The sequence below is a fragment of the Burkholderia sp. 28_3 genome, assembly GCF_003253915.1.
Classification (GTDB): Bacteria; Pseudomonadota; Gammaproteobacteria; order Burkholderiales; family Burkholderiaceae; genus Burkholderia; species Burkholderia cenocepacia.
In genome coordinates this window covers 156201-179205 of sequence record NZ_QKZF01000015.1, presented here as the reverse complement: position 1 = coordinate 179205, position 23005 = coordinate 156201, and the positions used below count along the sequence as shown (strand labels likewise).

General features: G+C 68.3%; 17 protein-coding genes. 8 read left to right on the top strand and 9 right to left on the bottom strand.

Translation table 11 applies throughout. The features are described 5' to 3' along the window. Window positions 1–23: 23 nt before the first annotated feature. The gene (locus tag DFS13_RS27025) at window positions 24–854 is read left to right on the top strand and encodes a metallophosphoesterase (protein WP_006485635.1); all 831 of its coding nucleotides are present in this window, start codon (window positions 24–26) and stop codon (window positions 852–854) included. A 58-nt stretch (window positions 855–912) separates the two neighbouring features. Here DFS13_RS27025 and DFS13_RS40385 read toward each other — a convergent pair whose 3' ends face one another. Then, window positions 913–1065, bottom strand: a complete 153-nt coding sequence (locus DFS13_RS40385) for a hypothetical protein (protein WP_006476208.1) — start codon at window positions 1063–1065, stop codon at window positions 913–915. Window positions 1066–1182: 117 nt separating this feature from the next. Beyond that, window positions 1183–2124 carry a LysR family transcriptional regulator gene (locus tag DFS13_RS27020; RefSeq protein WP_006485634.1) on the bottom strand — a complete coding sequence of 314 codons (942 nt, stop codon included), beginning with the start codon at window positions 2122–2124 and terminating at the stop codon, window positions 1183–1185. Window positions 2125–2281: 157 nt separating this feature from the next. Here DFS13_RS27020 and DFS13_RS27010 point away from each other — a divergent pair, with 157 nt between their 5' ends. From DFS13_RS27010 to DFS13_RS26995, 4 genes are read left to right on the top strand one after another with little or no spacing between them, the layout of a single operon-like run. Then, entirely contained in the window at window positions 2282–3847 is a 1566-nt protein-coding gene (locus DFS13_RS27010) for an efflux transporter outer membrane subunit (protein WP_059721329.1), read from the top strand. A gap of 14 nt (window positions 3848–3861) precedes the next feature. After that, window positions 3862–6066: an FUSC family protein gene (locus tag DFS13_RS27005; RefSeq protein WP_006490436.1), complete on the top strand. Its 2205-nt coding sequence runs from the start codon at window positions 3862–3864 to the stop codon at window positions 6064–6066. Beyond that, a complete protein-coding gene (locus tag DFS13_RS27000; protein ID WP_006476212.1) occupies window positions 6063–6266 on the top strand; it encodes a DUF1656 domain-containing protein in 204 nt (67 codons plus the stop codon). The genes DFS13_RS27005 and DFS13_RS27000 overlap by 4 nt, the downstream gene beginning before the upstream one ends. 12 nt (window positions 6267–6278) lie before the next feature. Beyond that, complete coding sequence (locus DFS13_RS26995; RefSeq protein WP_006490438.1) at window positions 6279–7154, top strand: HlyD family secretion protein; 876 nt, start codon at window positions 6279–6281, stop codon at window positions 7152–7154. 21 nt (window positions 7155–7175) lie between these two features. On the opposite strand, the gene DFS13_RS26990 is transcribed toward DFS13_RS26995, so the two are convergent. Next, a complete protein-coding gene (locus DFS13_RS26990) occupies window positions 7176–8849 on the bottom strand; it encodes a methyl-accepting chemotaxis protein (protein ID WP_111442312.1) in 1674 nt (557 codons plus the stop codon). A gap of 406 nt (window positions 8850–9255) precedes the next feature. On the opposite strand from DFS13_RS26990, the gene DFS13_RS26985 reads away from it, so the two are divergent. Further along, window positions 9256–10494: an MFS transporter gene (locus tag DFS13_RS26985; protein ID WP_006491594.1), complete on the top strand. Its 1239-nt coding sequence runs from the start codon at window positions 9256–9258 to the stop codon at window positions 10492–10494. A gap of 69 nt (window positions 10495–10563) precedes the next feature. Here DFS13_RS26985 and DFS13_RS26980 read toward each other — a convergent pair whose 3' ends face one another. Beyond that, window positions 10564–11358, bottom strand: a complete 795-nt coding sequence (locus DFS13_RS26980) for a 5'-methylthioadenosine/adenosylhomocysteine nucleosidase (protein ID WP_373863204.1) — start codon at window positions 11356–11358, stop codon at window positions 10564–10566. Then, window positions 11358–13721: a UvrD-helicase domain-containing protein gene (locus tag DFS13_RS26975; protein ID WP_069352013.1), complete on the bottom strand. Its 2364-nt coding sequence runs from the start codon at window positions 13719–13721 to the stop codon at window positions 11358–11360. Before DFS13_RS26975 ends, DFS13_RS26980 begins: the two co-directional genes overlap by 1 nt. A gap of 224 nt (window positions 13722–13945) precedes the next feature. On the opposite strand from DFS13_RS26975, the gene DFS13_RS26965 reads away from it, so the two are divergent. Then, window positions 13946–16813: a valine--tRNA ligase gene (locus DFS13_RS26965; protein ID WP_006497752.1), complete on the top strand. Its 2868-nt coding sequence runs from the start codon at window positions 13946–13948 to the stop codon at window positions 16811–16813. 87 nt (window positions 16814–16900) lie between these two features. Beyond that, on the top strand, window positions 16901–17785 hold the full coding sequence (gene galU, locus DFS13_RS26960; RefSeq protein WP_006490437.1) for a UTP--glucose-1-phosphate uridylyltransferase GalU: 885 nt from the start codon (window positions 16901–16903) through the stop codon (window positions 17783–17785). Window positions 17786–17837: 52 nt separating this feature from the next. Here the strand turns inward: galU and DFS13_RS26955 are convergent, their stop codons facing one another. Genes DFS13_RS26955 through DFS13_RS26940 form a run of 4 tightly spaced genes read right to left on the bottom strand, consistent with a single transcriptional unit; the run spans window position 17838 to window position 22950 of the window. Continuing rightward, entirely contained in the window at window positions 17838–18452 is a 615-nt protein-coding gene (locus DFS13_RS26955; RefSeq protein WP_006490440.1) for a DUF4136 domain-containing protein, read from the bottom strand. A gap of 37 nt (window positions 18453–18489) precedes the next feature. After that, a complete protein-coding gene (locus tag DFS13_RS26950; RefSeq protein WP_048988916.1) occupies window positions 18490–20877 on the bottom strand; it encodes a CHASE2 domain-containing protein in 2388 nt (795 codons plus the stop codon). Window positions 20878–20887: 10 nt separating this feature from the next. Next, window positions 20888–22249 carry a FecR domain-containing protein gene (locus tag DFS13_RS26945; protein ID WP_034200672.1) on the bottom strand — a complete coding sequence of 454 codons (1362 nt, stop codon included), beginning with the start codon at window positions 22247–22249 and terminating at the stop codon, window positions 20888–20890. Continuing rightward, window positions 22246–22950: a response regulator transcription factor gene (locus DFS13_RS26940; RefSeq protein WP_006490421.1), complete on the bottom strand. Its 705-nt coding sequence runs from the start codon at window positions 22948–22950 to the stop codon at window positions 22246–22248. Before DFS13_RS26940 ends, DFS13_RS26945 begins: the two co-directional genes overlap by 4 nt. Window positions 22951–23005: the final 55 nt, after the last annotated feature.

Here is a 23005-nt window from a genome sequence, read left to right as displayed (position 1 = left end):
CCGCCCACTCCGGAGCCAAGCCCGTGAAAATCCGCGTCCTGTCCGACCTGCACCTCGAAAGCAACCTGCCCGACGCGATCCCGCACGCCGATGCGGATCTCGTCGTGCTGGCCGGCGACATCCACAACCACGCGGAAGGCCTGCGCTGGGCCGCCGAGACGTTCGACCCGGCGGTGCCGGTGATCTACGTGCCGGGCAACCACGAGTACTACGACGGGGAATTCGGCGCGCTGGAGACGGCGATGCGCGACGCGGCGCATACGCTCGACAACGTGCATTACCTGAACAACGGCGTCTACGTCGATCCCGCCCAGCGCTTCCGCGTGCTGGGCACGACGCTCTGGAGCGATTTTTCGCTGTTCGGCCGGGACGAAGCCGACATGGCCGCCGCGATCGACGCCGCGCTGCGCGTGATGCTCGATTTCAAGGGATTGATCCAGGTGACCTGGCCGCACGATGCGGCGCTGCATGCGGCAGCGGGCGAGCCGGAACGGGATTTCGCGCCTGCCGACGCGATCGCGCTGCACCGGCACGGCCGTGCATGGCTGGAAACGCAGCTGGCGGCGCCGTTCGCGGGCAAGACGATCGTCGTCACCCATCATGCGCCGCACCGGCGCTCGCTGGCGGAACGCTATGCGGACGATCTGGCTTCGGCGGGATTCGTGACGGACATGGCGGAACTGGTACGGCCGCCGGTGGATCTGTGGCTGCACGGCCACACGCATACGTCATTCGACTACGTTGCGGACGGCGGCACGCGCGTGGTGTGCAATCCGCGCGGCTACATTCATCGCCGCACCGGCGAACGGGAAAACCCCGCGTTCGCGTGGGACAAGGTCGTCGAGCTCGGCTGAGCGCCGGCCCGGGCGGCCGCGTTGCGCGGCCGTGCCCGTCCGAAACGTGACGGCGGGATCAGCGGCCGGGGCGGCGCGGCTCGCGCACGCGGACCGGCACCGGCTTCATCTGCGCCTTCGCCTTCATCGCACGCAGCAGGTCGCGGGTCGCCGCCGCGGCGGCAGCCGCGCCCAGCAGGACGCCAAGGCCGATCATCAGGTGCGTATCCATCGCTACTCCGGTGTGGTGTATCTCGTTAATTCCAACAGTATCAAACTGTCTGACACACGTTCGTAAAAAAATGTTGCGTGAAGGACAAATCTCGTCAGATTGCGGTCGACCGCGCTGTCATGTCGCACGCGTGTACTGCTCGAGCGCCGCTTCGTCCGCTTCGAGCGTGAGCGGCAGCTCTTCGCGCAGGAAATCGACCCAGGTGCGGATTTTCGCGTCGAGGTACTGGCGCGACGGATACAGCGCGTAGATGTTCATCACGTGCGACCGGTACTCGGGCATCACGCGCACGATGTGCCCGCTACGCAGCCAGCCGATCGCCGAATAGAGCGGCAGCCCGCCGACGCCCATCCCCTCCCGCACGGCCACCGCGAGCGCCTCGGCGACGTTCACGCGAAACGGCGGCGCCGTGATCGGCACGACCTCGTCGCCGTTCGGCCCCGCCAGCGCCCATTCGTCGAAGTGAAAGCCCGGCGCGACCATCCCCAGGCACACGTGCTGTGCGAGATCGGCCGGCCGCTGCGGCACGCCGTGCGACTCGACGTAGCCCGGTGATGCGCAGACGACGCTGTAGCTCTCGCCGAGCCGCTGCGACACGAGCCCCGAATCGGGCAGGTCGCGGCCGACGACGATCGCGACGTCGTACCCCTCGTCGAGCAGGTCGGGCATCCGCTGCGCGAGCGTCAGCTCGACGTGCACGTCCGGATAGCGCTCGCGGTAGCGCGCGATGGCCGGCACCAGATAGTGCTGGCCGAGGCTCGTGAAGCAATGGACCTTCAGCTTGCCGGACGGGCGCGCGTGCGCGTCGCCCGCCTCGGCTTCGGCCTGGTCGACGTAAGCGAGGATCTGTTCGCAGCGCTGCAGATAACGCTCGCCGGCCTCGGTCAGCGCGATCCGGCGCGTCGTGCGGTTCAGGAGACGCGTGCGCAGGTGGGCCTCGAGATCCGAGACCGCGCGCGACGCGTAGGCGGTGGTCGAATTCATCTGCTGGGCGGCCGCGGTAAAGCTGCCCGCGTCGACCACGCGGACGAATACCCGCATGTTTTGTAACGTATCCATCCCATTACCCGTGTGAATCCGGAGGGATTGTTGCACAGGGTCCAACAAATATTATCTCAGGATTCGTAAAAATGACTTGCACCGTTGTCCATTTATTCAGGAATCACTGAAAAATATAATCGCCTCCGACTCATCTATATCCGAAAGGGAGAAAATCGTGCAGTCTCCGGCGACAAAAGGGACGCTCGCACTGGCGGTTCTTGCAGTCTCATTAATAATGGCCGGTTGCGCGAGCATGGGCGACAACAAACCCCAGTCCACTCGCATCGAAGCGAACGCACTCGACGCCGGCGCGGCCATCCGCGCCGCCGACCGCGACGCGGGCTGGCCCGCCGCCGACTGGTGGCGCGCGTACCGCGATCCGCAGCTCGATGCGTGGATTGCCGCCGCCCAGGCCGGCAACCCGACCCTCGCGGCCGCCGAGGCCCGCGTGCGCGAAGCGCAGGCAATGGCGCGCGTCGCCCGTTCGGCCGAACTGCCGCAGATCAACGGCAACCTGTCGCTGATGCGCCAGCACTGGCCGGACAACGTGTACTACGGCCCGGGCCCGCTCGCGAACGCCGACACCTGGAACAATACCGGCTCGCTCGGCCTGTCGTACCACCTCGATCTGTGGGGCAAGGACAAGAACGCGACCGAGCGGGCGCTCGACACCGCGCATGCGACCGCCGCCGACGCACGGGCGGCGAAGCTCGAACTCGAAGTCAACGTCGTGCGCGCGTATGTCGGCATGTCGATGAACTACGCGCTGCTGGATCTCGCGCACGAGACGTTCGAACGCCAGCGCTCGCTCGCGGATCTCGCGCGCAAGCGGCTGCAGGCCGGCCTCGGCACGCAGCTCGACGTGAGCCAGGCGGAATCGACGCTGCCCGACTACGAGCGCCAGATCGACAGCTATGAAGAAGCGATCCAGCTCGCGCGCCATCAGCTCGCCGCATTGGCCGGCAAGGGCCCGGGCGCCGGCGACGCGATCAAGCGGCCGCAGCTTGCGCTCGACGCGCCGGCCGGCCTGCCGTCGGCGATGCCGGCCGACCTGCTCGGCCGCCGCCCCGACGTCGTCGCGGCGCGCTGGACGGTCGACGCGCAGGCACGCGGCATCGACGTCGCGAAGGCGTCGTTCTACCCGAACATCGACCTGCTCGCGACGGTCGGCGGCTTCGGCGTGACCGCGCCGTTCACCGACTTCCTGCGCGCGATGAACGGCGGCTGGACGGCCGGCCCCGCGCTGTCGCTGCCGATCTTCGAAGGCGGCCGGCTGCGTGCGCAGTTGGGCGCCGCGAATGCCGGCTACGACCAGGCGGTCGAGCGCTACAACCAGACGATCGTCGGCGCGCTCAAGGACATCGCCGACCAGGTCGTGCGGATCCGCTCGCTCGATACGCAGAAGAAGGACGCCGCGCGCTCGGTGGCGGCCAACAATCGCAGCTATCAACTGTCGCGCGAAGGCTTCCGCCGCGGGCTGACCGATTACGTGAACGTGCTGGTCGCGCAACAGCAACTGCTGCGCGCGCAGGAGACGGCCGCCCGCATCGACGCGGAACGCCTCGCCGCGCATGCGCAGCTGATGGCGGCGCTCGGGGGTGGGGTCGAGACGGGCAGCGACGTGCCGAAGGACGAAGCCGCCGCCGCGGTTGCCGTGCCGGGCACGAAGTCCGCGGCAGCGGTCGCCCGGCCCGCGGAAGCCGCCACCACCGGCGCGTCCGGCGTGCCGGCCGCACGGTAACGCGGAGCGTCGCCATGTCTGCCTCCTCCCCCGCTTCCACGCCCGCCGGCGGTCCGTTCGCGGCCTGGTATGCCGCGTTCGGCGACTGGGCCCGCACCGACGGCGCCGCGTGGCTCTACCTGTTCAAGGCGCTGCTCGCCGCGTTCATCGCGACCGGCGTGTCGATGCGGCTCGACCTGCCCGCGCCGAAAACGGCGATGACGACCGTGTTCATCGTGATGCAGCCGCAAAGCGGCGCGGTGCTCGCAAAAAGCTTCTACCGCGTCGCCGGCACGATCTTCGGGCTGATCGCGACGCTCACGTTCGTCGGGCTGTTCCCGCAGCAGCCGCAGCTGTTCCTGCTGGCGGTCGCGCTGTGGGTCGCCCTGTGCACGGCCGGCGCCGCGCGCAACCGCAACTTCCGCAGCTACGGCTTCCTGCTGGCCGGCTACACGACCGCGCTGATCGGGCTGCCCGCGTCGCAGCACCCGGACGGCGCGTTCATGAGCGCGATGACGCGCGTGGCCGAAATCATGGTCGGGATCGTGTCGGCCGGCGTGGTCAGCGCGCTCGTGTTTCCGCAGACCACCGGCGAGCAGATGCGCACGACGGTGCGCAAGCGCTTCGGCAGCTTCGTCGACTACGTCGCGGCGGCGCTGTCGGGCCAGCTCGACCGCGCGCATATCGAAACCATCCATACGCGTTTCGTCGCCGACGTGGTCGGGTTCGAGGCCGCGCGCAGCATGGCCGTGTTCGAGGATCCGGACACGCGGATGCGCAGCGGCCGCCTTGCGCGGCTGAACAGCGAGTTCATGAGCGCGTCGAGCCGGTTTCATGCGCTGCACCAGTTGATGAACCGGCTGCATGCGGCCGGCGCGCAGGCCGCGATCGACGCGATCGAACCGTACTTTCGCGAGATCGCGCCGCTGCTGCTGACCCCTGCCGGCGAACCGGTGCGCACGTCGGCCGACGCGGGCCATGCGGCCGCGCAACTACTCGCGTGGCGCGACGCGCTGCCGCGCCGCATCCGCGCGACCCGCGCCGCGCTCGAAACGCAGCCGGACTTTCCGCTGCTCGACTTCGACACCGCCGCCGAACTGCTGTACCGCTTCATCACCGACCTGCACGAGTACGCGGCCACCTACGCGTCGCTGTCGAGCGCGACGCACGAACGCGAACGCTGGATCGAGCGCTACGAGCCGCGCACCAACGCGACGGCGATGGTGATCGCGGCGATCCGCACGGCAACCGTGATCCTCGTGCTCGGCTGGTTCTGGATCGAGACCGCGTGGCCGAGCGGCGTGACGCTCACGCTGACCGCGGCGGCCACCTGCGCGCTCGCGTCGTCGACGCCGCGCCCGACCGCGATGTCCGCGCAGATGGGCATGGGCACGGCGCTCGCCGTCTGCACCGGCTTCCTGCTGACGTTCGGGATCTATCCGCACATCGACGGCTTTCCGCTGCTGTGCGTCGCGCTCGCGCCGCTGCTCGCGATCGGCATCTTCATGACGCTGAAGCCGAAGCTCGCCGGCTACGGGATGGGCTACCTGATCTTCTTCAGCTTCCTCGCCGGCCCGGACAACATCACGCACTACGATCCGACCGGCTTCATGAACGATTCGCTCGCGCTCGTGCTGTCGATGCTCGCGTCGGCGATCGCGTTCGCGGTGCTGTTCCCGCCGACCGCGCCGTGGCTCAAGAAGCGGCTGTTCGCGGACCTGCGCCACCAGGCCGTCGCGGCCGGCCACGCGCGGCTCGCGGGCCTGCGCACGCGCTTCGAAAGCGGCGCGCGCGACCTGATGTACCAGGCGCACACGCTGTCGGCCGACCAGCCCGACGTGCAGCGCGACGCGCTGCGCTGGATGTTCGCAGTGCTCGAAACCGGCAACGCGACGATCGACCTGCGTCACGAGCTCGCGATGCTGCCGTCCGACCCGCGCTATGCGCCCGCGATGCCGTGGCGGCGCGCGATCGAGACGATGCGCAGCGCACTGTCGGCGCTGTTCACCCGGCCGAGCGCCGCGCGTTTCGACGCGACGCTCGCCGCGACCAATGCGGCGATCGACGCGACCCGGCAAACGCTGGATGCGTTCGAGCCGTCGCGCGAAGAGCGCCACCGGCTGCAGCGCATCCTGAGCCACCTGCATTTCGTGCGGACCGCGCTGCTCGACCCGGAATCCCCGCTCGAGCCGCTCAACCGCAACCGCCCCGTGCGTCCCCAACCAGGAGCCTCGTCATGATGCCGCGTGAAATCGCCATTCTCGATGCCTACATGCCCACGGTGGTGCTGATGTTCGTCCTCGGCGCGATCGCGACCTGGGCTGTCGACCGCCTGCTCGCCTATACGGGCCTCTACCGTCTCGTCTGGCACCCGTCGCTGTTCCGGGCCTGCCTTCTCGTCTGCATTTGCGGCGGACTGAGTCTTGCCGTTTACCGTTGATTCCGAACCATCATGATTCTCAGAAAACTCTTCGGCTTCGTCGCGACCGCCGTCATCCTTCTCGTCGCGATCCTGATCGGGCGCTCGCTGTGGGTGCACTACATGGACGATCCGTGGACACGCGACGGGCGCGTGCGCGCCGAGATCGTCAACGTCGCGCCGGACGTGTCGGGCGCGATCGTCGAGCTGCCCGTGCATGACAACCAGCTCGTGAAGAAGGGCGACCTGATCATGCAGATCGATCCGTCGCATTACCAGATCGCGGTCGAGCAGGCGCAGGCGGCGGTGGCCGCCCGTCGCGCGGAACTGCAGATGCGCCGTGACGACGCGGCCCGCCGCGCGGACCTCGATGCGCTCGTCGTGTCGAAGGAAAACCGCGAGAATGCGGCGCACAGCGCGTCGAGCGCCGACGCGCAGTATCAGCAGGCCATCGCCGCGCTCGACGCCGCGAAGCTGAACCTCGCACGCACGCGCGTCGTCGCGCCGGTCGACGGCTACATCACGAACCTGCAGACCTTCAAGGGCAACTACGCGGTGGCCGGCCAGGCGAAGCTCGCGATCGTCGACAGCCACTCGTTCTGGGTCTACGGCTACTTCGAGGAAACCAAGCTGCCGCGCGTGAAGATCGGCGCACCGGCCGAAATGCGGCTGATGAGCGGCGGCGTGATGAAGGGCCACGTCGAGAGCATCTCGCGCGGCATCTACGATCGCGACAACCCGCAAAGCCGCGACCTCGTCGCGGACGTGAACCCGACCTTCAACTGGGTGCGCCTCGCGCAGCGCGTGCCGGTGCGCATCAAGATCGACGAAGTGCCGGCCGACGTGGTGCTGTCGGCGGGCACGACCTGCACGGTCATCATCGACCCCGACAAGCAGAAGAAGTCGTAAGCGCCGGCGCGCGCCGCGCGCTCAGGCGGCGATGCGGAAGCGCCCGACCAGCGCCTTCAATGCCTGCGCCTGCTCGTCGAGCGCGTTCGCGGCGGCCGCCGCCTGTTCGACGAGCGCCGCGTTCTGCTGGGTGCCGGCATCCATCTGCGTGACCGCGCGGCCGATCTCGTCGATCCCCGCGCTCTGCTCGTCCGACGCCGCCGAAATCTCGCCGATGATGTCGGTCACGCGCTTCACCGCGCGTACCACGTCGCCCATCGTACGGCCCGCGTCGTGCGCGAGCGCCGCGCCGTTCGCCACGCGCTCGACCGACGCGCCGATCAGTTCCCGAATCTCCTTGGCCGCGGTCGCCGAGCGCTGCGCGAGCAATCGCACCTCGCCGGCGACCACCGAGAAGCCGCGCCCCTGCTCGCCGGCACGCGCGGCCTCGACCGCCGCGTTCAACGCGAGAATGTTGGTCTGGAACGCGATCCCCTCGATCGTGCCGATGATGTCGCGAATGTTCTTCGCGCTGTCGTCGATCTCGCTCATCGTCGCGACCACGCGCCCGACAACTTCCCCGCCCGTCTCCGCGACCGCCGACGCATTGGCCGCGAGCGTGCTCGCCTGCCGCGCGTTCTCGGCGTTCTGCCGCACGGTCGACGTGAGCTGCTCCATGCTGGCCGCGGTGCGTTCGAGCGCGACGGCCTGCTGCTCGGTGCGCCGCGACAGGTCGAGGTTGCCGGTCGAGATCTCGCCGGACGCGGCCGCGATGGCCTCGGCGCTCACCGCGATCTCGCCCACGGTTGCCGCGAGCCCCGTCTGCATCTCGGCCAGCGCGCGCACCATGCTGTCGCGGTCGTGGCGAGCGAGCGTGATCGGCCGCGTCAGGTCGCCGCGCGCGATGTCCGCGGCAATCTCCTTCGCGAGCGCGGGCTCGCCGCCGAGCTGCGACGCGAGGCGTCGCACGACGCGCTCGGCGATCGCGACGGCCAGCACGATCAGCGCGGCCGTCATCGCCGCGATCATCGCGAACGACGACGAAAAAATGGTCGCGGACGCATCGAGCGTCGCCTTCGACTTCTCGCCGCGCGTCTTCACGAGTTCGGCGACGAGTTTTTCGAGCTTGCCGGTTTCGACCAGCAGCGACACGTCCTGCGTGCCGACCTGCCAGTTCATCTGCGACAGGTCGAGCGGCTGCGCGCGCACCAGCGTGACGAAATCGCGCAGATGCGTGCTCCACGTGCCGACCGCCGTCGAGAAGGCGTGCAGCCGCGCAGAATCGCCGGCATCGGCCGGATCGGCATAGCGCTGCAGCGTGCCGAGCGCCTGGCCGATCGACGCAAGCCCCGCGCTCACGTCGGCGCCGAGTTCGTCGCGCTCCTTCGCGGTGGTCGCGGTCAGCAGCATCTTCTGCGCGCGGCTCGCCCGCAGCACTTCGGCGCGGACTTCCTCGGCCGCCCGGCTCGCGACGTGCCCCTGCTCGTAGACCGACGCGATCGACGCGTTCAGCCGGCTGATCTGCCACAGCGAAAACACGCCGATCGCGAGCGTGCCGGCCAGCAGGATCGCGAATGCGGCGCGCAACGTCGCCTTGACGGTCCACGGCCGACGCGTGCGACGCGCCGCGCGCGCACGCCGAGCGGCGCGACCGGCGGCAACGTCGGGGGCGGCGGCGGCCGCACCCGACTGTGGATGCAAAGATGCTGCTTTCATCGATCTATCCCCGTATTGATCACGCTGCCGGAAAGGTCGGTCCGGCGTTCCCGCGACGGCTGGCCATGCCGCGCGTCCTGCGCCCTGTCCGGCGGGTAGCCGGCGCCGGGCGCGGCGCGCCTGTTGTCATTGGGTCGTTCTACGGCCGCCACCGCCGTTTCTTGAGTCCGGTAAACCACCACCCGGCCCCGGCGCGGCCGCCGCCGAAGCGGCCGACGCGCCGCCAGCGTTATACCTGTCCAAAAAAGCCCGCACCGGCCGATCCGTCACACGAATGTCCGATTCGCGATAAAACTTGGCCTGACATTCTCGATACGCCACATTACACTTCTTTGACGCATCAACGAATCGACAACGCGCCGATCCCCAGCAGAGCGCGCCAGCCATCTCAACTCGTTCAGCTCACATGGAAACCAGCCTCGACTCCGGCTCCGCCGGCGCAGCCGCCGCCCAGCCGTCCGCCCCGCCCGTCGCCCGCACCGTCTACCCGGTGCTCGGCGCGATCAGCTTTTCGCACATGCTCAACGACATGATCCAGTCGTTGATCCTCGCGATCTACCCGATGCTCAAGAGCCAGTTCGCGCTGTCGTTCGCGCAGATCGGCCTGATCACGCTCACCTACCAGATCACCGCGTCGCTGCTGCAGCCGCTGGTCGGCCTCTATACCGACAAGCGTCCGAAGCCGTATTCGCTGCCGGTCGGCATGGGCTTCACGCTCGCCGGGCTGCTGCTGATGTCGGTGGCGTCGAATTTCCCGATGCTGCTGGTGGCCGCCGCGCTCGTCGGCTGCGGCTCGTCGGTGTTCCATCCCGAATCGTCGCGGGTCGCGCGGATGGCGTCGGGCGGCCAGCACGGGCTCGCGCAGTCGGTGTTCCAGGTGGGCGGCAATGCCGGCTCCGCGCTCGGGCCGCTGCTCGCCGCGCTCGTGATCATTCCGCACGGCCAGCACAGCATCGCGTGGTTCTCGGCGGCCGCGCTCGTCGCGATGATCGTGCTCACGCAGATCGGCCACTGGTACAAGAAGCATCCGTCGATGAAGAAGAAGGCCGTGGCGGCCGGCCACCCGACGCTGTCGCGCGGCCGCGTGATGGGCGCGATCGGCGTGCTGGTGCTGCTCGTGTTCTCGAAATACTTCTACCTCGCGAGCATCAACAGCTATTTCACGTTCTACCTGATCGACAAGTTCCACCTGTCGGTGCAGGCCGCGCAGATCCACCTGTTCGTGTTCCTCGCGGCGGTGGCGGCCGGCACGCTGATCGGCGGGCCCGTCGGCGACCGGATCGGCCGCAAGTACGTGATCTGGGTGTCGATCCTCGGCGTCGCGCCGTTCACGATGCTGCTGCCGTACGCGAACCTGTTCTGGACGAGCGTGCTGACCGTGATCATCGGCGTCGTGCTGGCGTCGGCGTTCGCCGCGATCCTCGTCTACGCGACGGAGCTGATGCCCGGCAAGGTGGGGATGGTCGCGGGCCTGTTCTTCGGCTTCGCGTTCGGCCTGGGCGGCGTCGGCGCGGCGGTGCTCGGCCAGCTCGCCGACGCGACCAGCATCCCGTTCGTCTACAAGGTGTGCTCGTTCCTGCCGCTGATCGGCGTGCTGACGGTGTTCCTGCCGAACCTCGAAAGCAGCGGGCGCAAGAAGGCGTGACGAACGACCAGCCGCGGCGTGCGCGCCGCGGCTGGTCGAACGGTACGAACGGAAAATTCGACGGCGGCTTCAGGCCGCCGTCGTCGCATGCAGCGTCAGGAAACGCCTGAGGATGCCGGACGAATAGCTGCTCGCGATCGCCGACAGGAAGTGCGAGAACGACTGCGTCGCGTGATCGTCGGCCGTATCGGAGATCGTGCGCACGAGCGCGAACGGCACGTCGTGTTCCGCGCACACCTGCGCGATCGCCGCGCCTTCCATTTCGACCGCGAGCGCATCCGGCAGCGCGTCGCGCAGCGCGACGACCTCCTGCTCGCTCGACACGAAGCGGTCGCCGCTGATGACGAGCCCCGCGTGCAGCGCCGCGCCGGCGAGCCCGAAGCGCTCGGCGAACTGCGCGCCCTCCTCCTCGACGAACAGCGTGCACGCGGCCCGCAAGCGGGCCGTCAGCGCCGCGTCGGTCGCGAAACGCGTGATGCCGAGCAGCGGCACCTCGTAGCGCGGAAAGAGCGGCGACGCATCGAGATCGTGCTGCAGCAGCGTATCGGCCACGACGACGTCGCCGACCCGCACCGTGCGCGACACGCCGCCCGCGACGCCGGTGAACACGACACCCGACACGCCGAACACATGGATCAGCGCGCTGACCGTCGCGGCGGCCGCGACCTTGCCGACCCGCGCGAGCGTGACGACGCAGGCCGCGCCGTGCACGGTGCCGACGTGATAATCGCGGCGGCCGAGCGTGACCGTCTTCATCGCGCCGTCGGCGCGCATCGCGGCGATCAGGTCGCCGAGCTCCTCGGGCAGCGCGGCCAGAATGCCGAGCGGACGGACGGCAGGCGTCACGGCCAGATCGACGTCCATCATTCCACCGCCTGCAGTTTCGCGACCGCCAGCGCGAGCCATTTCTCGCCGTGGCGCTTGAACTTCACCTGCGCCTTCGCATCGGTGCCGTTGCCTTCGAGCGCGGTGACCGTGCCTTCGCCGAACTTGGTATGGAACACCTGCTGGCCGACCCGGAAGCCGGCGTCGGCCGCGCGCTGCTTGTCCGCGAACGCGGGCAGCGGCGCGGACACGGCCGCGTCGACGATCTGCTCGCGACTGCCGCCGCCCGGCCGCGCGAACCAGTCGCGCCCGTACCCGGCGTTGTCCGAACGTCCGCCCCAGCGCGAGCCGGCCTCGACCTTCGGCGTGAGCCACTTCAACACGTGCTCGGGCAACTCGTCGAAGAAGCGCGAGCGCACGTTGTAGCGGGTCTGGCCATGCAGCATCCGGCTTTGCGCGAACGACAGGTAGAGCCGCTCCTTCGCGCGCGTGATCGCGACGTACATCAGCCGGCGCTCTTCCTCGAGGCCGTCCGATTCGAGCACGCTGTTCTCGTGCGGGAACAACCCTTCCTCGAGCCCCGTGATGAACACGGCCGAGAACTCGAGCCCCTTCGCCGCGTGCACCGTCATCAGCTGCACGGCGTCCTGGCCGGCCTGCGCCTGGTTGTCGCCGGCCTCCAGCGACGCATGCGACAGGAAGCCGGCGAGCGGCGTCATCGTGTCGGGGTTCTGTGCAGGGTCGGCGGGCGAGGCGGGATCGAGCACGTCGACCGACGGATCGTCCGTCGCGGTGCCGAGTTCGGGCGCCGCGATCGCCCCCGCGCGCAGCGGGATCGAGCGGGCCGGCGTGTCCAGTCCGTAGCCTTCCTCGGCGATGAACGCGGTGGCCGCGTTCACGAGTTCCTGCAAGTTCTCGAGGCGATCCTGCCCTTCGCGCTCGCCCTGGTAGAAATCGGCGAGACCGCTCGCGCGTACGATGTGCTCGACGGTGTCGGGCAGGTTCATGTGCTGCGTGTCGGCGCGCATCTTCGCGATCAGGTTCGCGAACCCGCCGAGGCTCGTGCCGGCCTTGCCGGTCACGTACGGAATCGCCGCGGCCATCGAGCAGCCGTACAGGCGCGCGGCGTCGGCCAGTTGCTCGATCGAGCGCGCACCGATGCCGCGCGTCGGGAAATTCACGACGCGCGCGAATGCCGTGTCGTCGTTCGGGTTGTCGATCAGGCGCAGGTACGCGAGCGCGTGCTTCACTTCCTGCCGCTCGAAAAAGCGCAGGCCGCCGTACACGCGGTACGGAATGCCCGACGACATCAGCGTGTGCTCGATCGAGCGCGACTGCGCGTTGCTGCGGTACAGGACGGCCACTTCGCTGCGCGCCATCCCGGTATTGATCAGCGAGCGGATCTCCTCGACGATCCAGCCGGCTTCCTGCGAATCCGTGCTGGCTTCGTACACGCGCACCGGTTCGCCGTGGCCAGCGTCGGTGCGCAGGTTCTTGCCGAGGCGGTGCGCGTTGTTCGAGATCAGCTGGTTCGCCGCGTCGAGGATGTTGCCGTGCGACCGGTAGTTCTGCTCGAGCTTGATCAGGTTGCGCACGCGGAATTCGTCTTCGAAGTCGCGCATGTTGCCGACGTTCGCGCCGCGGAACGCGTAGATCGACTGGTCGTCGTCGCCAACCGCGAAGATCGCGTTCTCGCCGCCCGCGAGCATCTTGAGCCACGCGTACTGCAGCTTGTTGGTGTCCTGGAACTCGTCGACGAGGATGTGCCGGAAGCGCGCCTGGTAGTGCGCGCGCAGCGGCGCGTTGTACGCGAGCAGTTCGTAGCAGCGCAGCAGCAGCTCGGGGAAATCGACGACGCCTTCGCGCTGGCACTGCTGGTCGTACGCCTGGTACAGCTCGACGAACTTGCGGTTGAAGTTGTCGGTCGCGTCGACCTTGTCCGGGCGCAGCCCCTGCTCCTTCGCGTTGTTGATGAAGTACTGGACGTTCTTCGGCGGATACTTTTCGTCGTCGACGTTCGCCGCCTTCATCAGCCGCTTGATCGCGGACAGCTGGTCGGCCGTGTCGAGGATCTGGAAGGTCTGCGGCAGGCCGGCGTCGCGCCAGTGCGTACGCAGCATCCGGTTGCACAGGCCGTGGAACGTACCGATCCACATCCCGCGCGTGTCGATCGGCATCATCGCCGACAGGCGCGCCATCATCTCGCGCGCGGCCTTGTTCGTGAAGGTGACGGCGAGCACGGTGGGCGGCGACGCATAGCCCTGCTGGATCAGCCAAGCGATGCGCGTGATCAGCACGCGGGTCTTGCCGCTGCCCGCCCCTGCGAGGATCAGCGCCGGTTCGTTCGGCAACGTGACGGCGGCGAGTTGTTCGGGGTTCAGATTGGCGAGCAGATCGGGCATGGAGCGGCAGCTGGCGGGCGAGAAAAATGCGGACCCGACATTATAAGTCGGCCGCGCGATGCCGTTTCCGATCCGTCCGGTCGCAGGTCGCATGCGCGTTGCAGGCCGGTTGCGCACGCGTCCCGACAGGCCCGCGCCGGCAAGGCGATGGCTGGCCGATGGGCATCCATTTATAATTGTCAGATTCGGCATCCAATTCACGCATTTTTCGGCAGATTTCCAACATGAGCGACAACACGCTTGCGAAGAGCTTCGAGCCCCATACCATCGAGTCCCAATGGGGGCCGGAGTGGGAAAAACGCGGCTATGCCGCCCCGGCATTCGATCCGTCCCGCCCCGATTTCGCGATCCAGTTGCCGCCGCCGAACGTGACGGGCACGCTGCACATGGGCCACGCGTTCAACCAGACGATCATGGACGGCCTCGCCCGCTACCACCGGATGCTCGGCGAGAACACGCTGTGGGTGCCCGGCACCGACCACGCGGGGATCGCGACCCAGATCGTCGTCGAACGCCAGCTCGACGCGCAGGGCGTGTCGCGCCACGATCTCGGCCGCGAGAAGTTCGTCGAGCGCGTGTGGGAATGGAAGCAGAAATCCGGTTCGACGATCACCGACCAGGTGCGCCGCCTCGGCGCATCGACCGACTGGTCGCGCGAATACTTCACGATGGACGACAAGATGTCGGCCGCCGTGCGCGACGTGTTCGTCACGCTGTACGAACAAGGGCTGATCTACCGCGGCAAGCGCCTCGTCAACTGGGATCCGGTGCTGCTCACCGCCGTGTCGGACCTCGAAGTCGTCAGCGAAGAGGAAAACGGCCACCTGTGGCACATCCGCTACCCGCTCGTCGACGGCTCGGGCTCGCTGACCGTCGCCACCACGCGCCCCGAGACGATGCTCGGCGACGTCGCGCTGATGGTCCATCCGGAAGACGAACGCTACGCGCACCTGATCGGCCAACGCGTCACGCTGCCGCTGACCGGCCGCGAGATCCCGGTGATCGCCGACGACTACGTCGACCGCGAATTCGGCACGGGCGTCGTGAAGGTCACGCCCGCGCACGACTTCAACGACTACCAGGTCGGCGTGCGCCACAAGCTCGCACCGATCGAGATCCTGACGCTCGACGCGAAGATCAACGACAACGGCCCCGAGCAGTATCGCGGCCTCGACCGCTTCGACGCGCGCAAGGCGATCGTCGCCGACCTCGACGCGCAGGGCTTCCTCGACTCCGTGAAGCCGCACAAGCTGATGGTGCCGCGCGGCGACCGCACGGGCGTCGTGATCGAGCCGCTGCTGACCGACCAGTGGTTCGTCGCGATGACGAAGCCGGCGCCGGAAGGCACGTTCAATCCGGGCAAGTCGATCACCGAAGTATCGCTCGACGTGGTGCGCGACGGCCAGATCAAGTTCGTCCCGGAAAACTGGACGACCACGTACTACCAGTGGCTCGAGAACATCCAGGACTGGTGCATCTCGCGCCAGCTGTGGTGGGGCCACCAGATTCCCGCGTGGTATGGCGAGAACGGCGAGGTGTTCGTTGCGCGCAACGAGGAAGACGCGCGCGCGCAAGCCGCCGCGAAGGGTTACACGGGCGCGCTCAAGCGTGACGAAGACGTGCTCGACACGTGGTTCTCGTCGGCGCTCGTGCCGTTCTCGTCGCTCGGCTGGCCGAACGAAACGCCCGAACTGAAGCACTTCCTGCCGTCGTCGGTGCTCGTCACCGGCTTCGACATCATCTTCTTCTGGGTCGCCCGGATGGTGATGATGACCACGCACTTCACCGGCAAGGTGCCGTTCCATACCGTCTATATGCACGGCCTCGTGCGCGACGCGGAAGGCCAGAAGATGTCGAAGAGCAAGGGCAACACGCTCGACCCGATCGACATCGTCGACGGCATCGACCTCGAGTCGCTGGTCGCGAAGCGCACGACGGGCCTGATGAACCCGAAGCAGGCCGCGACCATCGAGAAGAAGACGCGCAAGGAATTCCCGGACGGCATCCCCGCGTTCGGCACCGACGCGCTGCGCTTCACGATGGCGTCGATGGCGACGCTCGGCCGCAACGTGAATTTCGACCTCGCACGCTGCGAAGGCTATCGCAACTTCTGCAACAAGCTGTGGAACGCGACGCGCTTCGTGCTGATGAACTGCGAAGGCCACGACTGCGGCAACGACAAGCCGGAAGTGTGCGGCGCGGGCGACTGCGGCCCCGGCGGCTACCTCGACTTCTCCGCGGCCGACCGCTGGATCGTGTCGCTCTTGCAGCGCACCGAAGCCGACATCGCGAAGGGTTTCGCCGATTACCGCTTCGACAACATCGCGAGCAGCATCTACAAGTTCGTGTGGGACGAGTACTGCGACTGGTATCTCGAACTCGCGAAGGTGCAGATCCAGAACGGCACGCCGGAACAGCAGCGCGCCACCCGCCGCACGCTGCTGCGCGTGCTGGAAACGGTGCTGCGCCTCGCGCACCCGGTCATCCCGTTCATCACCGAAGCGCTCTGGCAGAAGGTCGCGCCGCTCGCCGGCCGCTATCCGCAGGGCAAGGCCGAAGGCGAAGCGTCGCTGATGACGCAGGCGTATCCGGTCGCGAACCTGCAGAAGCTCGACGAGGCGTCCGAGCAGTGGGCGGCCGACCTGAAGGCGATCGTCGACGCGTGCCGCAACCTGCGCGGCGAGATGAACCTGTCGCCGGCCACCAAGGTGCCGCTGCTCGCGGCGGGCGACGCCGAGCGCCTGCGCTCGTTCGCACCGTACGTCCAGGCGCTCGCGCGCCTGTCGGAAGTACAGATCCTCGCGGACGAAGCGGCGCTCGACAAGGAAGCGCACGGCGCGCCGATCGCGATCGTCGGCCCGAACAAGCTGGTGCTGAAGGTGGAAATCGACGTCGCGGCCGAACGCGAGCGCCTGTCGAAGGAAATCACGCGCCTGACGGGCGAGATCGCGAAGTGCAACGCGAAGCTCGGCAACGAGGCTTTCGTCGCGAAAGCCCCGCCGGCCGTGGTCGAACAGGAGCAGAAACGCGTCGCGGAATTCCAGAGCACGCTCGAAAAACTGCGTGCGCAGCTCGATCGGTTGCCTGCGTAACAAACGGTAAGGTCGTTTGCGTTCACTATAATGCGAACGTGAACATAGACCGTCTGACAAGTCGATTACAGGAATAAAGGTTCGATCATGTTGAAAGTCACCAAGGCGGTATTCCCCGTTGCCGGTCTCGGCACGCGGTTCCTCCCGGCAACGAAGGCGAGCCCGAAGGAGATGCTGCCGGTCGTCGACAAGCCGCTGATCCAGTATGCGGTCGAGGAAGCGATCGCGGCGGGCATCACCGAGATGATCTTCGTCACCGGGCGCAGCAAGCGCGCGATCGAGGATCACTTCGACAAGTCGTACGAGATCGAGGCCGAACTCGAGGCGCGCGGCAAGGAAAAGCTGCTCGAACTGGTGCGCAGCATCAAGCCGAGCCACGTCGACTGCTTCTACGTGCGCCAGCCGGAGGCGCTCGGCCTCGGCCACGCCGTGCTGTGCGCGGAAAAGCTGGTTGCCGACAACCCGTTCGCGGTGATCCTCGCGGACGACCTGCTCGACGGCAACCCGCCGGTGATGAAGCAGATGGTCGACGTGTTCGACCACTATCACAGCTCGGTGATCGGCGTCGAAGAGATCCCGCCGTCGGAGACGAAGTCGTACGGCATCGTCGACGGCAAGGAATGGGAAGAGTCGATCGTCAAGATGTCGGCGATCGTCGAGAAGCCGGCGCCGGAAGTCGCGCCGTCGAACCTCGGCGTGGTCGGCCGCTACATCCTGAAGCCGCGGATTTTCGAGCACCTGCGCGCACTGAAGCCGGGCGCGGGCGGCGAGCTGCAGCTCACCGACGCGATCCAGGCGTTGCTCGCCGACGAACAGGTGCTGGCCTACAAGTATCAGGGCACGCGCTACGACTGCGGCAGCAAGCTCGGCTACCTGAAGGCGACGGTCGAATTCGCGCTGCGCCACCCGGAAGTCGGTGCGGAGTTCGAGACGTACCTGCGCACGCGCGACGGCGCTCAACCGACCGTCTGAACGCGGCAAGGGCGCGCCCCGGCGGGCCCGCCCTCACGTCACGGCCACCGCTTCAGCGCGCGTCGGCCGGCTTCACCGAGACGACGCCCGGCATGCCGCCCGCGTCGTCTTTTTTCGTCTTGACCAGCCAGCCGCTGCCGTCGCCGAACGGCACCTTCGCCAGCGCGCTCTTCACGAGCGCCGGCGCGGCCTGCTGCGTGCCCGGATCGCGGTCGCGCAGCGAGGCCGACACGCGATAGACGTCGGCGCCGGATTTCGCATCGACGAAACGCAGCGTCAGCACGTGGCGGTACACGCGCCCCATGAACGGCAGCGCGAGCGGCGCGGGCCCGTCGACCGTCACGCAGGCGCTGCTCGCCGCGCCGCACCGCTCGGCGATCGCCGCGACCGCCGCCGGCTGCGTCGCATACGCGATCGACAACCGGTAACGCGCGTCCTTGAGCGGCTGCGCATCGAAGCCGCGGCGCGCGAGCTCGTCGCGCACCAGCGTCTCGATCTGCCGGTACTCGGCATCGCCCGCCTGTGCGGCCGTCCGCACGAAATCGTAGCCGTGCGCACCGGATGCAAATGCATTCGGCTGCCCGACCGCGCTCACGCCGGTCGTCACGCCGGCGCAACCCGTCAACAGCGACGCCGCCAGCGCGGTCGCTGCCCATTGCTTTCTCATGACTTTCCCCAAATGCCTGCCGTCGCGCCCGGCCCTGTCAGGCGGACGGCTCGTCGATCGCGGGCAGCGACACCGTCACCGCGGTGCCGACACCCACTTCGCTGTCGACCGACACGCTGCCCCCATGGCGCGTGACGACCGTCTTCACGAACGCCATGCCGAGCCCGGAACCCGAGATTTCGGGCCGCTCGCCGGCATGGAATCGCTTGAAACGCTCGAACAGATGCCGCTGATCTTCCGGCGCAATGCCGTACCCCTGATCGCGAATCGTACAGAACATCCGCTTCGATGCGTGCTCGACCGTCAGCGTACACGTGATCACCGTGTCGGACGGACTGTATTTGACCGCATTGTTCAGCAGGTTCACGAAGGCGCGCGTGATCAGCGAGCGGTCCGCGCGCACCCAGCACATGTCGGTGCCCACGCCGGTCTCGACGCGGATGTGTTTCGCCTGCGCCTGCGGCCACACCTCGTCGCTCGCATCGATCAGCACGTCGACGAGGCTCGTCACCTCGAGCTGGTACGCCTGCGACTCGGCGCGCGCCAGCTGCACGAACTCGTCGGCGAGCGACAGCGCGCGGTGCGCATAGCGCTCGATCCGCGCGAGCAGCCCGCGCATCGCGTCGCTCTCGACGCGGTCGCGCTCGATCTCGACCAGCGCGAGGATCGACGACTGCGGCGAGCGCATGTCGTGCGACAGCAGGTGCAGCGCTTCCTCGCGCTGCCGCTCGGCCGCGTGCAGCTCGGTCACGTCGACGAGGCCGGCAATCCAGCCGGTCACGCGCCCTTGCGCGTTGGTACACGCCGCGTAGCGTAGCAGATGGTCGAGCCCGTCGCGATCGCGCACCTCGATGCCGCGCGCCATCGCGTCGTGCTCGGCCTCGAGCGTCGGATCGAGCACGGCCGGCCAGTGCTCGCGGATCGCCGCGTCGTGCTCGGCGTTGCCGTCGACGGTCTTCATGAACGTCAGCTCGCCAAGCGCGGTGCGCAGCGGCCGCCCTTCCGGCAGCGGCAACGCGAGCCGCGACCCGTAGCGTTTCGCGGCATGGTTCGCGATCAGCACGGTGCCCGCGAGATCGGTCACGAAGATCGGCTCGGGCATGCTGTCGAGGCTGTCCCACACGAAGCGCTTCATGTCCTGCACGCGCTGCGCGGCCTGCGCCATCAGCGCCATCTGCCGCTCCAGCACGTCGCCGCCGACGCTGCGCGTACGCGGCGCCTCCGGCAGCAGGTGCGGTTCGTCGGCAAGCTTCTGCAGCTCGCGACGCAGGTACGACATCGTCATTTCGAGCCGCCGCCAGTTCCAGATCGGGTAGACGGCAATCAACCCGAAGATCGCCGGCGCCGGCGTGAGCCAGATGCGCGCCTCGAACAGCAGCACGAGGCTCGCGACGACGGCGAGCGCGGCCAGGCTCAGCGTCAGCAGCAGCGCGCGCCACGGCGACAGCATCAGGAAGCCGCCGAGCAACACGGCGAGCGGCAGCAGCGACGCGACGAACAGCCCCGCGCGCGACGCGGGCGAGATCGCGCTGCCGGTTGCCAGCATGTCGAGCACGTTCGCATGGATGTACACGCCGGCGAGCGGGCCGAACTCGCCGGACACCGGCGTCGCGAAGCGGTCGTACAGCCCCGACGCGGTCACGCCGACGACGACGATCTTGCCGCGCAGCGCGTCGGGCTTCACGCGCCCTTCGAGCACGTCGTCGAACGACAGCGTCGGATACGCGGGCGTATTGCGGCTGAACGGGATCAGGTAGCGGCCGTCGCCCGCAGCATCGCGCGACAGGTCGTGCGCGTTCGCGCCGGGCACGCCGCCGCCCGGGTGCAGCCGGCCGGCCTGGATCGCCCGATAGACGGGCACCATCAGCTGCGGCCAGCGCACGCGCCCGTCGCTTTCGAACAGCGCGACGCTGCGCACGATGCCGTCACGATCGACTTCGAGATTGATATGGCCGAGCCCCGTCGCGCGCGCGGCGAGCGCGGCGACCGGCGGATCGACCGAGCGCGTGCCGTCCGCCTGCTCGGGGCTCAACAGCACCGGCAGGAAAGTCGGCACGCGGCTCATCGCATCCGCGAACGTGCGATCCTCCGGCGACGGTTCGGTAAACAGCACGTCGTAGACGACGGCGGCCGGCTGCGCGCGCGCGAGCGTGTCGAGCAGCCGTGCATGCACGTCGCGCGGCCACGGCCAGCGACCGAGCGCGGACACGCTCTGGTTGTCGATGTCGACGACGACCACGTCGGGCGACAGCGGCAGGCTGCGCAGCATCAGCAGCCGGTCGTAGATCAGCCCGTCGACGCTCGACGACAGGCGGCCGAGCGCGCACGCGAGAATCACCGCGATCCCGAGACAGCCGATCGCGATCCATTCGATCAGGAAGCGGCGGCCGAGGCGCCGCCGCGGAGAAACGGAGTCGGGTTTCATGCGCCGCGGGTCAGCGCGACAACGTGAACGCGCTGACCGGACTGGTCTTCTCGTAGAACTTGCCGCCTTCGAATTCCTCGACGGTCACGGCCCAGAAATAGTCGCCCGGCGGCAGGTGCGCGACGGTGATCTGGCGCGCGTGCAGGCCGACCTGGTCGACGACCGGCGCGCTCAGGTCCTTCGAGCGCGACAGCACGAACCGGTAACGCGCCCCCTTGCCCGAACCGTTCGGCGACCAGCGGAACTCGTAACCGCCCGCGCCTTGCGACGCGCTCGCGTCGAGCCCCATCACGCGGCGCTCGAACGCATAGGTGCGCGGCAGCCCTTCCAGGCCGTTCGCATCGATCGCGGCGATCCGCACGAAGTAATTCCCGTTCGGCACGTCGCGGAACACCGCACGCGGCGAATCGGTGCGCGTTTCGCGGAACAGGTCGAGCAGCCCCGCGTCGTGCGCGAGCTGCACGCGATACGCGTGCGCCTGCGGGAGCGGCGCGACGTCGAATGCGACGTCGGGCTCGTCCTGCACCTTGTCGGGATGCGCGAGCGAGGGCGCGCCCAGCAGCTGGACGGGCGCACCGACCGCGCCGGACGACGTCGCGACGCTGCCGAAGTTCGCATGCACGAGGGTCGCGCCGGCCGGCTGCCGGCCGCCCGCGACGCCGACGGTGCCGTCGAGCACTTCGACGCGCGTCGCCGCATTGCCGGCCGCGTCGTAGTTCACGCGAAAACGCGTGCCGCGCACGCCGGCCACGACCGACGGCGAGCGGATCTGGAAGCGGTCGTCGCGCTTCTTCAGGTGGGTGACTTCGCTGTCGACCGAGCCGCGCGTGAGTTCGAACTCGCGATCGAGCGTGCCGGTCAGCACCGTGCGGCGCAGCGACTTCAGGTCGAGCTGGCTGTCGGGCGGCAGGCTCATGTGCGTGCCGTCGGTCAGCTCGATCGTCACGAAGCCGTTCGGGCCGGTGCGCACGCGGTCGCCTTCGGCGAGCGTCGCATCGTTCGCGAGCGTCGCGAAAGCCGCGCCGGACGCGCGCTCGGCCGTGCCCTGCACCGCGATCACGCGTGCGGTGAGCTTTTCCTTGCGCAGCCGCGCGACCGGCAGCTTCAGCGCGACGCCGGGCTGCAGGTGCTTCGGCGCCGGCACGCCGTTGATCTGCTGGAGCAGTTGCCAGTCGTCCGCGCCCTGCAGGTAGCGCGCGGCGACGTCGTACAGCGTGTCGCCCGCCTGCGTGCGATAGACGACCATCTTGCCCGCGGCGGCGGGCGGCTGCGCCGCGGCCTGCTGCGCGGTGAACGCCAACGCGACCGCGCAGGCGGCGCGCAGCGCCGCCGTGCGCACGCTCGCCGTGCGCTGCGTGATTCGCATGGTCACTCCGGTTCCCCCTGGCCGACCCGCTCGAGCCGGTAGCCGTACCCGTAGATCGGCGCCAGACGGTAGCCGTTTTCGGGCCGCAGGCCGAGCTTGGTACGCAGCATGGAAATATGCGTGTCCATCGTGCGCGACGGAATGTCGGTCGCCTGCTTCCACACGAGGTCGAGAATGTGCGCGCGCGACAGCGGCCGGTCGAGATGCTGGAACAGCAGCAGCGCGAGCTCGAATTCCTTTTGCGTGAGGCTCACGGCCTTGTCGCCGACGTACGCCTGCTTCAGGTTCACGTCGAAACGGAACTGGTCGAATTCGCGGACGGTCGCCTCGGCGTTGACCGGATACGCGCGGCGCAGCAGCGAACCGATGCGCGCGCGCAGGATCGGGCCCGACACGGGCTTGACCACGTAATCGTCGGCGCCGGCGTTGAGGATCTGCGTGATCCCCGCCTCGTCGTCGCGGCTCGTCATGAAGATGATCGGCAGGCTGTGCTCGGTCTGATTGGCGCGCACCCACTTGAGCACTTCCTCGCCGGACATGTCGGGCACGTTCCAGTCGAGCACCAGCAGATCGAACGTCTCGCGCTGCAGGCGCTTCTTCAGGGCCTTGCCTTCCTTGAACGCATAGCACGTATGGCCAACGGCCGTCAGCGTTTGACTGACGAAATCCGTCTGGGCCGGATCGTCATCCAGTACAGCAATTCTCATAGCACCCCGCAAATCGAAGTCGATTCGTCCATCCGGCTCCCGCGCCTGCCCCGGC